At 63.9% G+C, this 11,567-nt stretch carries 8 protein-coding genes; 6 read left to right on the top strand and 2 right to left on the bottom strand.

Going from position 1 to position 11,567, the window contains the following annotated elements; translation table 11 throughout:
• The first annotated feature begins 71 nt into the window (after positions 1–71).
• The 4 genes from NKI25_RS24235 to NKI25_RS24220 all read left to right on the top strand — a co-directional run bounded on the left by NKI25_RS24235 (position 72) and on the right by NKI25_RS24220 (position 6,545).
• Positions 72–1,175, top strand: a complete 1,104-nt coding sequence (locus NKI25_RS24235) for a calcium:cation antiporter (RefSeq protein WP_352999612.1) — start codon at positions 72–74, stop codon at positions 1,173–1,175.
• 626 nt (positions 1,176–1,801) lie between these two features.
• Positions 1,802–2,908 carry an efflux RND transporter periplasmic adaptor subunit gene (locus tag NKI25_RS24230; RefSeq protein ID WP_051406143.1) on the top strand — a complete coding sequence of 369 codons (1,107 nt, stop codon included), beginning with the start codon at positions 1,802–1,804 and terminating at the stop codon, positions 2,906–2,908.
• Positions 2,905–6,108: an efflux RND transporter permease subunit gene (locus NKI25_RS24225; protein WP_352828885.1), complete on the top strand. Its 3,204-nt coding sequence runs from the start codon at positions 2,905–2,907 to the stop codon at positions 6,106–6,108. The genes NKI25_RS24230 and NKI25_RS24225 overlap by 4 nt, the downstream gene beginning before the upstream one ends.
• A gap of 155 nt (positions 6,109–6,263) precedes the next feature.
• The gene (locus NKI25_RS24220) at positions 6,264–6,545 is read left to right on the top strand and encodes a hypothetical protein (RefSeq protein WP_352828887.1); all 282 of its coding nucleotides are present in this window, start codon (positions 6,264–6,266) and stop codon (positions 6,543–6,545) included.
• Here the strand turns inward: NKI25_RS24220 and NKI25_RS24215 are convergent.
• Positions 6,519–7,160 carry a peroxiredoxin-like family protein gene (locus NKI25_RS24215; RefSeq protein WP_352828888.1) on the bottom strand — a complete coding sequence of 214 codons (642 nt, stop codon included), beginning with the start codon at positions 7,158–7,160 and terminating at the stop codon, positions 6,519–6,521. The two genes, NKI25_RS24220 and NKI25_RS24215, sit on opposite strands and share 27 nt — an antisense overlap.
• Positions 7,161–7,575: 415 nt before the next feature.
• On the opposite strand from NKI25_RS24215, the gene NKI25_RS24210 reads away from it, so the two are divergent.
• Positions 7,576–8,178 (top strand): cupin, encoded by a 603-nt coding sequence (locus tag NKI25_RS24210; protein WP_352828890.1) that lies wholly within the window; start codon positions 7,576–7,578, stop codon positions 8,176–8,178.
• Positions 8,179–8,237: 59 nt separating this feature from the next.
• Here the strand turns inward: NKI25_RS24210 and NKI25_RS24205 are convergent, their stop codons facing one another.
• Positions 8,238–9,146, bottom strand: coding sequence for a hydrogen peroxide-inducible genes activator (locus NKI25_RS24205; protein WP_352691100.1), 909 nt, complete (start codon positions 9,144–9,146; stop codon positions 8,238–8,240).
• Positions 9,147–9,293: 147 nt separating this feature from the next.
• Between NKI25_RS24205 and katG the strand changes: the two genes are divergently transcribed.
• Complete coding sequence (katG, locus tag NKI25_RS24200) at positions 9,294–11,492, top strand: catalase/peroxidase HPI (RefSeq protein ID WP_352828891.1); 2,199 nt, start codon at positions 9,294–9,296, stop codon at positions 11,490–11,492.
• Positions 11,493–11,567: the final 75 nt, after the last annotated feature.

Genomic DNA, 11,567 nt, shown 5'->3' with positions numbered 1-11,567 from the left:
CTTTCGCAGGGTTCGCAGGAGGGGCTTGCCCAGAAGGGACTTGCAAAAGGGGCTTGCGGAAGGGGCTTGGAATGAGTGGTCTCGCAAGATCGGCGGTTTCGTACGGCATGCCGTTGGCCGCGCTGGCGATGGCTGTCGCGGTCAGGGCCAGCGGGGTGTCGGTGGACGAAGGGTCGCTGGGCACCAGGATATTCATCGGCGCGCTGTCGAGCGCGATCATGTTCATCACGATTTTCGTGGTGCTCGACCACGCCGAGGCGGTGGCCAGGCGGGTTGGGGAGCCGTACGGCACGTTGGTGCTGACCATCGCCGTGACGGCAATCGAAGTGTCGATCATCGTTTCCATCATGCTGCACGGCGCGAACAACCCGACGCTTGCCCGCGAATCCGTGTTCTCGACGGTGATGATCACCTCCACCGGCGTTGTCGGCATGTGTCTGACGTTTGGCGGCTGGCGCCATCGCAAGCAGGCGATCGTCCGGCAAGGGACCAGCGCCTATCTGGCGGTTCTGGTCGCGCTCAGCGTCATGACGCTTATTCTGCCGACCTACACGCGAACCACCGATCCCGGCACGTTTTCGGCGGCCCAACTTGGCTTCGTCAGCGTCCTTTCAGTGCTGCTCTATGCCGGTTTTCTGTTCGCGCAGACTGTCCGCCACCGCGACGATTTCATCGATGGACAAGCGCATGGCGCCGCAGTGCGAACCGACGCTCACGAAAGCGTCGCCGCCGGCGCTCTGCTCCTGCTGATCGGGCTGATCGGCATCGTCATGCTGGCCGAGCAGGTCGCCGCCAGCGTCGAGGACGCGCTCGTCGCCTACCAGGTGCCGCAGGCCGACGCCATTGTCGGCGCGATGATCGCCGGGTTGGTTCTGATGCCGGAGGCGATCTCGGCTGTTCGCGCCGCACTCAGCAACGAGCTGCAACGCGGCCTGAACGTCGCCATGGGTTCGGCCTGTGCCACAATCGGCCTGACAATACCGGCAATCGCTGCCGCCAGCCTGCTGACCGGAAGAGGCCTGACCCTGGGGCTGCCGGCGACCGACACGGTGCTTTTGGTTCTGGCGCTCTTCATCTGCAATGTAAGCTTTAGCACCGAGAGAACGACGTTCTTGACCGGCTTGGTGCATCTGGTGGTGTTTTTTACTTGGGTGTTTTTGATATTTGTGCCGTGAGGGTTGGGGGGAGGTGGCAAACCACTATCGACCGGTTTTCGAACGAGCGGTCATCCGTTTCCGCATTGAGTTGCGAAGTAGGCGAGCCGCAGAAGTTCCGGATGAGGCGATAGTCGAGAATTGAGAGTGGTGACAGCAAAGACGGCTTGAGGGGTGGGCGCCAATTTGTCTCCTTTGCGCCGTGGGCGGACGCTTAGCACCAAGGCCTTGAACGTCTCGATCTGCAGCCGATAGCGGAATGGCGGCTTTAACGTTTGAAGAAGGATTGCGGACGTTCAGCCCGACGGGACCAAGGTCTGCTCCCGGGTCTAGCCGTCCCGTCTCAATGGCGTCCCGGACCGCCCGGTGGATCTGCGTTGCCAGTGGCGGGTGGCGGGGCAGCCACAGGGTGGACATTTCGGCCTACATGGAAAATGATCATGTTGCCATGCACAACACTGCAGTGCTCTGATCTCGACGAAAAGCCTGAGCGTAGAAGCGGATCAACCGACCTCCGGGTCCAGCGAGCGAGGACGCAAATGGACACCCCAGAGAATGGGCAATTGCATCGCGACGCGGGCGGGCGACCCTGTCGATCGGCCGGCTGGCTTCCCCGCGCCGCCGTGTCGGCGGCATTCCTGCTCGGCATGGCTTTCAGCAGCACTGCGTTTGCGCAGGACCAGCAGCTACCCGTGGTGACAGCGGCCAAGCCGGTGGTCCGTGAAATCGTCGAAGACGACGAGTTCGTCGGGCGCTTCGAAGCCGTCGACCAGGTCGCCATCCGTTCGCGCGTCAGCGGCTATCTGGACAAGGTCAGCTTCCAGGACGGCGCACTGGTCAACAAGGGCGACCTGCTCTTCACCATCGACGAGCGTCCGTACCAGGCGGCTTATGATGCCGCCAAGTCGCAAGTGGACGTCGCCAAGAGTCTGCTCGAATTCTCCAAGATGCAGCTGGATCGCGCCGACGAACTCGCCAAGACCGGCAATATCTCAACCGCGACGGTCGACGACCGCCGGCGGGAATACCTTTCGGCGCAGGCGCAGATGCAGGGCGCGACGGCTGCGCTGACGACGGCCAGCCTGAACATGGAATTCACCGAGATCAAGGCGCCCTTGTCCGGCCGCATCGACCGCCGGCTGGTGTCGGTCGGCAACCTCGTGCAGCCGGATTCCACCTTGCTGACGACCATCGTTACACGCGATCCGATCGACTTCTATTTCGACGTCGATGAGCGCCTGTATTTCAGCTATGCCCGCGACGCGAAGGAGCGCGGCGGCAGCATGCAGGAAGGCGCCGGCGGGCTCGAGGTGGTGGTTCGTGTCGCCGACCGCGCGGAGGCGGTATTCAAAGGCAAGCTCGATTTTGCCGAGAACCGGATCGACAACGCGACCGGCACCATGCGGGTGCGTGCAAGGTTTCCCAACGCCGATGGCATTCTCCAGCCAGGCATGTTCGGGCGCATCAACGTGCCGGGGTCGCTGCCGCATAGCGGCGTGCTGGTGCCCGACGAGGCGATCGGCGCCGATCAGGATCGCCGCATCGTGTTCCTGGTGGATGAGGCCGGGATGGTGTCGGCGAAGCCCGTGCGCACCGGCCCGCTTCTCGACGGCTACCGGGTCATCCGCCAGGGCCTGACCGGCGACGAGACAATCATCGTCAAAGGGCTGATGCACGCCAGGCCCGGCACCAAGGTGAAGGTCGAGATGGTGACGTTGCCGCCCAAGGCCGAGACCGCCGAGTTGCAGCAATGAGGTTCGCACATTTCTTCGTCGACCGTCCGATCTTCGCATCGGTCGTTTCGATCGTCCTGCTGATCCTCGGCGGGATTGCTTATACCCAGCTGCCGGTCGCGCAATATCCCGAGATCGCGCCGCCGACCATCGTCGTTCGCGCGCAGTATCCGGGCGCCGACGCCGAGACGGTCGCAGCGACGGTGGCAACGCCGATCGAGCAGGAGATCAACGGCGTCGAGGGCATGCTCTACATGTCGTCCTATTCGTCGGGCGACGGGGCGATGGCGCTGACCATCACCTTCAAGCTGGGCACCGATCTCGACCAGGCTCAGGTGCTGGTGCAGAACCGCGTGTCGGTCGCCGAGCCGCGCCTGCCCGAAGAAGTCCGCCGCCTCGGCATCACCACCACCAAGAGCTCGCCCGACCTGATGATGGTCGTGCACATGCTGTCGCCCGACAATACCTACGACCAGCTCTACGTCTCGAACTACGCCCGCTCGCGGGTGCGCGACATACTGCTCAGACTAGACGGCGTCGGCGACCTCATCATCTTCGGCGAACGCGAATACTCGCTGCGCATCTGGCTCGATCCGGAAAAACTGTCCGCCCTGGGGATGACCTCGGGCGATGTGGTGCAGGCGCTGCGCGACCAGAACGTCCAGGTGTCGGGCGGCTCGATCGGCGCGCCGCCGACCAGCACCGGCACGGCGTTCCAGTACACGGTCACCACGCAAGGCCGCTTCAACGACGCACGCGACTTCCGATACGTGATCGTCAAATCGACCGACGACGGCCGCCTGATCTCGCTGCAGGACGTGGCGCGCATCGAGCTCGGCGCCAAGGATTACGTCACCAACTCCTATCTCAACGGCAAACCGGCGGTGGCGCTCGCCATCTTCCAGCGGCCGGGCACCAATGCGCTCGCCGCAGCCGCGGAGATCCAGGACAAGATGAAGGAGCTTTCCCGCGACTTCCCGAAGGGGTTGAGCTACGACATCGTCTACAATCCGACCGAGTTCGTCGCCGAGTCGATCCAGGAGGTCTACAAGACGATTCTCGAGGCGATGCTGCTGGTCATCATCGTCATCATCGTCTTCCTGCAATCGTGGCGCATGGCGATCGTGCCGATCGTGGCGATCCCCGTGTCGCTGATCGGCACGCTGGCGGTGCTTTACGCCGCCGGCTTCTCGCTCAACATGCTGACGCTGTTCGGCCTAGTTCTGGCGATCGGCATCGTCGTCGACGATGCGATCGTCGTGGTCGAAAACGTCGAGCGCAATATCGCCAGAGGGCTGGCGCCCAATCCGGCGTCGCACCTGACCATGGACGAAGTCGGAACGGCCGTCATCGCGATCTCGCTGGTGCTGATAGCCGTGTTCGTACCGACAGCCTTCATCCCCGGCATTTCTGGGCAGTTCTATCTGCAGTTTGCGATCACCATCGCGGTGTCGACGGCGATCTCGGCATTCAATTCGCTGACGCTTTCGCCGGCGCTGGCCGCACTGCTGTTCAAGCCGCATCACGCCGCGGCGGCGCCGCCGCGCTTTTTCCTGGCGCGGTTCGGACGGGCGCTCGCCGACGGCTTCAATCGCGGCTTCGACAGGGTCGCCCATTGGTATTCGAGCATCATCCGCGTGCTGGTCGGCTCGTGGATAACGATCGCCGCCATGCTGGCCGTTTTCGCGGCCCTCATCTACGCCACGGTCTACATGGTGCAGTCGGTGCCGCGCGGTTTCATTCCGTCGCTTGACCAGGGCTATGCGATCGTCGTCATCCAGTTGCCGGACGGCGCTTCGCTGTCGAGGACCGATGCGGTCATCCAGCAGGCGTCGCAGATCATCCAGAAAACGCCAGGCGTCGACTACGCAGTCGCCTTCGCCGGCTTCTCCGGCGCGACCTTCACCAACGCCAGCAACGCGGGCGTGATCTTCGCCAGATTCAAGCCGTTTGACGAGCGACTGAAAGCCGGCCAGTCGGCGACCCAGGTCATCGGCAATCTGTTCGGCAGCCTGCAAAGCATCAAGGAAGCCTTCATTATCGCACTGCCGCCGCCGCCGATCCGCGGCGTCGGCAATGCCGGCGGCTTCAAGCTGCAGATCCAGGAGCGCAACAGCGCCGACATGCGGCAGATCCTGGCGCTTGCCAACGAAATCGCTGGCAAGGCCAACAAGACGCCGGGGCTGACGGGCGTGTTCACCACGTTCTCCGCGTCGAGCCCGCAATTCTTCCTGGCGATCGATCGCGACAAGGCGCGCATCCTGAACGTGCCGATCCCCAACATCTTCGAGGCGCTGTCGATCAATTTGGGCACCGCCTACGTCAACGACTTCAACGCTTTCGGGCGCGTCTACCAGGTGCGGGCGCAGGCCGACCAGGCGTTCCGTCTCGATCGCGCCGACATCTTGAAACTGAAGGTGCGCTCGGCGACCGGCGCGCTGGTTCCGCTCGGCACGTTGGTCGAGATCCGCGACGTCACCGGCCCGGCGCTGGTCCAGCGCTACAACATGTACGTTTCGGTGCCGTTGCAGGGCAACGCCGCGCCCGGCGTTTCCACGGGCGACGCGCTGGCATTGATGGAAGGGATCACGGCAAAGACGCTGCCGGCCGGTACCTCCTATGAATGGACCGAGCTCGCCTATCAGGAGCGCAACACCGGCAATGCCGCTGTCTATATCTTCGGACTGTCGGTGTTGTTCGTGTTCCTGGCGCTGGCGGCGCAATATGAAAGCTGGGTGCTGCCGTTCGCCATTGTGCTGGTGGTGCCGCTCGGCGTGCTCGCGGCGTTGCTCGGCGTGTCGTTCCGAGGGCTGGACAACAACATCCTCGTGCAGATCGGCCTCATCGTGCTAATCGGGCTTGCCGCCAAGAACGCGATCCTGATCGTCGAATTCGCGCGGCAGGCGCAGGAACGCGGGCTGTCGGCCGCCGAGGCTGCCGTCGAAGCCTGCCGGCTCAGGCTGCGGCCGATCCTGATGACCGCTTTCTCGTTCATCCTCGGCGTCGTGCCGCTGATGATCGCAACGGGCCCGGGCGCAGAAATGCGCCAGTCGCTCGGCACCGCGGTATTCTCCGGCATGCTCGGCGTCACCTTCGTCGGCCTGTTCCTGACGCCGGTGTTCTACGTCACGCTCAGGTCGCTGTTTTCACGGCGCAAGCCCCGTGCCGAGGCCGAGCCTTCGGGGTCGGCAGAGGCGCCATCGGAGACGGCCGCCGAGTAGGGTTACGAATTCGCCGCGTCGGGCGCGGCTTATCACTCCAGAAAATCGGCGCGGCGCGGCAACGGCCACGATCTGCGCGACCTCGGCGTCGAGGTGCGGCGGAGACCCTGCTCGGTCTGATCCAGCCTAACAGCCGCATCCAGCTCAGCGAGACGATGCCGGGCGGCGAGGCCAATGCGATCTTCTATCTGGTCGACCGGGCGGGGCTTGAGGGCGCAACCGCGACCTCCGGAGTCCTCGCTTGCGATGTCTGCTTTCAGGACGCGGAGAAGCTGATCTCTACGGCCGAGATCGGGCGCGAAGCGGTCATCCACGATCTTCAGGTTTTGACCCAGGACGGCCTTTCCCCGGTAGTGAGCGGGAAGGGCGCGGTCGTCGAGCGAGTGTCAGCCGCCTATTTCCGCAGCCCATTAATGTGCAACTTGGGAAGCTGCTGACATCAATTCCTCCGGATTCGGCGCCTTGACGGTATTGAGGCCAGCCTCCAGAACTTCAGTGAAGCTCCAGCGTACAATACCGCCTCGGTCGATGAGAAACTGACCAACCAGCAGCTCCTTAGCGGAAGCCATCATCTGCTGATCGGCTTCCGTAATCTCATACCCCTCCTTCTTGTTGAGCAACTCGTTTATTGCGATGGGGTCCATAGGCTCGGGCAACTCACCCGGGAGATCGATACGGATCCCCATGACCTTGTCCATCCCGATCTCGCGCAAGCCGAAGGCACGGTGCGAGGCCCGCTCCGGGTCGGACGCGGCGAGAAGATCGGGTGTCGGATGGTAACGGAAATAGAGCCGTGCGCGCTCTACCGGCGTATTGACGACCGCCAGGCATTCGACGCCTTTCTCAGCCAGAGCCGGCTTGAGTTGCGCCATTGCCGCGACATTGCGCCGGCAGAACGCACAGTGCAGGCCTCGAAACAAGCCGATCAACAATGGGCTACGACCTCGAAAATCAGTGAGCGCGATTTTGCCTTCGCGGGAGATCGCATCGAGAATAATATTCGGCGCGCGGTCGCCCGGCTGCAGCGGGCGTTCGACATTACTCGTGGACATGGACAACCTCCTCGCCCCGGATAAGCACACTCAGCCATCCGGAGTTGAGTCCGTGCTGGGGGACGCCAGGGCAAAAATTGCTTTCGACCTTTGCCATATTGCCGAGGTCGAGATTACGCGCGTTGCAGGTGCATAATAACACGAAAAAAGCCTCTGCGGGTCGCCCGTTTCGCGAGCTGTCGCGAGCGCTGTGGTAAAACAGTGTATCGTCTCATCCGTGCCATGGGACGACACAGCGGCGGGACCGATTGGATCTTCACATGCTTGCGGTGTTCAAGTCTTGAAACTTGGGCGGCTTCGATGTGCCCGGACGTCAAATGCCGACCGCACAGATCGCAGATCTCTGCCCTCAGCGGAACCGAGCGCCGTGCAGCCGGTTAATCGGCATGAAGCCACCACCAATCCAAGCAGCATCATGAGCATTCTGCAAACCACGAAGAAAGCCGTCGAGCAGGTCACCGGTGCCGCCAGACCGGGCCGGCGAGAGGTCGTCGATCTTCTCCGGCCGCGCAAAGCGAATGAATTTCGGTTCTGGGATGATGGCCTTGTGCCCAACCATCCGTTCTGGCCGCTTGTCGTCTATCGCGGCGCCGTGAAGCTGCCCGAGGAATTCGATCCTGCGGCTGTCATGGAGGCGCTTTTCGAGGCAAATGGCTGGGGCGATAGCTGGCGCAACGGCATCTACGACTACGTCCACTACCATTCGCGGATACACGAGGTGCTCGGCGTCGCGCGCGGGACGGCGAAAGTCCGCTTTGGCGGCAACAAGGGACGAACGCTCCCCCTGAAGGCCGGCGACGTCGCGGTGCTTCCGGCCGGCACCGGGCACCAGCGTCTTTCCGCGTCCGACGATTTTCTGGTTGTCGGCGCCTATCCTCCATCCGGCACCTATGACCTGTGTACGACCGCCGCCGACCATGCCAAGGCAGTCGTCACGATCCCCAGGGTTGGCCGTCCGCGCAAGGACCCTGTCTATGGAAGCAACGGCCCGTTGCTCGCAGCCTGGGAAAAGGATTGAAGCCGTTCCTTTCTTGCGAGTTGGCTTCGGGGCTAAAACCGGATCCTTGACCCGCCGCTCTACGCTGCCAGCACCGCCGCATCCAGCCCGCGGATGATCTTGGCCAGTTCGACGCATTCGTCGTGGCGCACCTTGTTGCGCCGCCAGGCGAGGCAGATCGTGCGCTGCGGCATCGGTTCCTGGAACGGCACGATCTTCAAATCGGGGATAGTGCTGGCTGGCCCGGCCGCCATCTCGGGGATGAGCGTGACGCCGAGCCCATGCGCCACCATCTGTAAGAGCGTCGTCAGGCTGGTCGCGCCGTAGCTTGCCATCGCCACCGGCCGCACGCTGCCGCAGACGGCGAGCGCCTGTTCGCGCAGGCAATGGCCTTCCTCCAGCAGCATCAGCCGCTCCAGCGCCGGGCTTTCCGGCGGCACCGGCGGCGAGGCGAAGGCGGGGTCGCCGGCCGGCACGGCAAGGAAGAACCGGTCGGAGAAAAGTTCCTCGGTGACCAGGCCGGGGTAATCGAGGGGCAGTGCCGCGACGAAGGCGTCGAGCTTCCCCGAACTGGTGTCCTCGACCAGCGACGCGGTCACCGCCTCGCGCAGTTCCAGCTGCAAGGCCGGGAAATGCCGTTTCAGCTCCGGCAGCACATGCGGCAGCAGATAGGGCGCCACCGTCGGGATGATGCCGAGCCGGAAGCGGCCTTCCAGCGCCGGGCGGCCGCGCCGGGCCGTCGCCTCGACGTCGCGGACGTCGGCAAGAATGCGCTCGATGCGCGGCAGCAGGACCTGCGCTTCGTCGGTCATGCGCACCGATTTGCCGCCGCGCTCGAACAGACGGCAATTGAGCCGCAGCTCCATCTCGGCGATCTGCGCGGACAGCGCCGGCTGGCTGACGCCGGCGAGTTTTGCGGCACGGCCGAAATGCAGCGTCTGCGCCAGCGCCTCGAAATAATGCATCTGCCGGACGGTCAAACCGATCATAAGGAAAACCTATCAGAATAAACAGCAAAGGCAATTTGTCTTTATCGGCTGGGCGGGCTAGTCTGGAACCATTCCAGAATGGCGCGGCCGCTGGCCCTGCCCGGAAAATCAACAAAATCCCGGAAAATCAACAAATCGGAGGCAAAGATGGACGCGAAAACCGACGACAACAGCGCCGGCAAATGCCCGGTCCCACATGGATCGGCCAGGAGGAGCAACCGTGACTGGTGGCCGAACCAGCTCGACCTTGCCGTCCTCCATCAGCAGTCCAGCCTCTCGGACCCGATGGACGAGGACTTCGACTACGCCAAGGAATTCAAGAGCCTCGATCTCGATGCGGTGATCAGGGATCTGCACCAGGTGATGACCGATTCGCAGGATTGGTGGCCGGCCGATTTCGGCCATTACGGCCCGCTCTTCATCCGCATGGCCTGGCACAGCGCCGGTACCTATCGCATCGGCGACGGCCGTGGCGGCGCCGGCGCCGGCCAGCAGCGTTTCGCGCCGCTCAACAGCTGGCCGGACAACGCCAATCTCGACAAGGCGCGCCGGCTGCTGTGGCCGGTCAAGCAGAAATACGGCAGGAAGATCTCCTGGGCCGACCTGTTGATCCTCACCGGCAACGTCGCGCTGGAATCGATGGGCTTCAAGACCTTCGGCTTCGCCGGCGGCCGCGCCGATGTCTGGGAGCCGGAGCAGGACGTCGACTGGGGATCGGAAACCAAGTGGCTCGCCGACGAGCGCTATTCCGGCGACCGTGAACTTCACGGCCATCTCGGCGCCGTGCAGATGGGGCTGATCTACGTCAACCCGGAAGGGCCGAACGGCACGCCCGATCCATTGGCCGCGGCGCGCGACATTCGCGAGACCTTCGCTCGCATGGCCATGAACGACGAGGAAACCGTGGCGCTCATCGCCGGCGGTCACACCTTCGGCAAGACCCACGGCGCCGGTGATGCATCGCTGGTCGGGGCGGAGCCGGAAGGCGCCGGCATCGAGGCACAGGGCCTCGGCTGGTCGAGCAAGCATGCCACCGGCATTGCCGGCGACGCCATCACCTCGGGCCTCGAGGTGACCTGGACCACGACGCCGACCAAATGGAGCAACAACTTCTTCGACAATCTGTTCAACTACGAATGGGAGCTGACCAAGAGCCCGGCCGGCGCCCATCAGTGGACGCCGAAGGGCGGCGCCGGTGCAGGCACCGTGCCGGACGCGCACGATCCCTCGAAGCGCCGCGCGCCGGCGATGCTGACCACCGACCTCGTGCTGCGCGTCGACCCGGCCTACGAGAAGATCTCGCGACGGTTCCATCAGAATCCTGATCAGTTCGCCGATGCCTTCGCCCGCGCCTGGTTCAAGCTGACCCATCGCGACATGGGTCCGGCCGTCCGCTATCTCGGCCCGCTCGTGCCGAAGGAAGAGCTGATCTGGCAGGACCCGATACCGGCAATCGACCACGAGCTGGTCGCAGAACAGGACATCGCCTCGCTGAAGGCGAAGATCCTGGCCTCCGGCCTGTCCGTTTCCGAACTGGTCTCGACCGCCTGGGCCTCGGCCTCGACTTTCCGCGGCTCCGACAAGCGCGGCGGCGCCAACGGCGCCCGCATCCGCCTGGCGCCGCAGAAGGATTGGGAGGTCAACCAGCCGGCGCAGCTGGCCAAGGTGCTCGAGACACTCGAAGGCATCCAGAAGGGCTTCAATAACTCGCAGTCCGGCGGCAAGAAGATCTCGCTTGCCGACCTGATCGTTCTCGGCGGCGTCGCCGCGGTCGAGAAGGCGGCCAAGGACGGCGGCCATGACGTGCAGGTTCCTTTCACGCCGGGCCGCATGGACGCTTCGCAGGAACAGACCGACGTCCAGTCCTTCGCCGCGCTCGAGCCGAAAGTCGATGGCTTCCGCAATTATGTCAGGGGCAAGCCGCCGATGTCGGTCGAAGCGATGCTGGTCGACCGGGCGCAGCTGCTGACCTTGACGGCGCCGGAGATGACGGTGCTCGTCGGCGGGTTGCGGGTGCTCGGCGCCAACACCGGCCAGTCGAAGCACGGCGTGTTCACCGACAGGCCCGGCACGTTGACCAACGATTTCTTCGTCAACCTGCTCAGCATGAACACGGTCTGGGATCCGGCCGCCGGCTCCGATGAAGTCTACGAGGCGCGCGACCGCGAGACCAGGGCAGTCAAGTGGACCGGCACCCGCGCCGACCTGATCTTCGGCTCGCACGCGCAATTGCGTGCGCTTGCCGAGGTCTACGGATCGGTCGACGCCGGGCAGAAGTTCGTCAGGGATTTCGCCGCCGCCTGGACCAAGGTGATGAACGCCGACCGTTTTGACCTCGCGGCCTGATCCGGGCGCACGACTTCTCGATGCAACGAAAAAGGCGCGGGCCTTGACCCGCGCCTTTTCCATGAAGCCTTCGAA

The organism is Mesorhizobium sp. M0808 (assembly GCF_040320025.1).
Taxonomy (GTDB): Bacteria; Pseudomonadota; Alphaproteobacteria; order Rhizobiales; family Rhizobiaceae; genus Mesorhizobium.
Note: the sequence above shows the minus strand (reverse complement) of the source record. Positions and strands in the feature narration are given on the sequence as shown.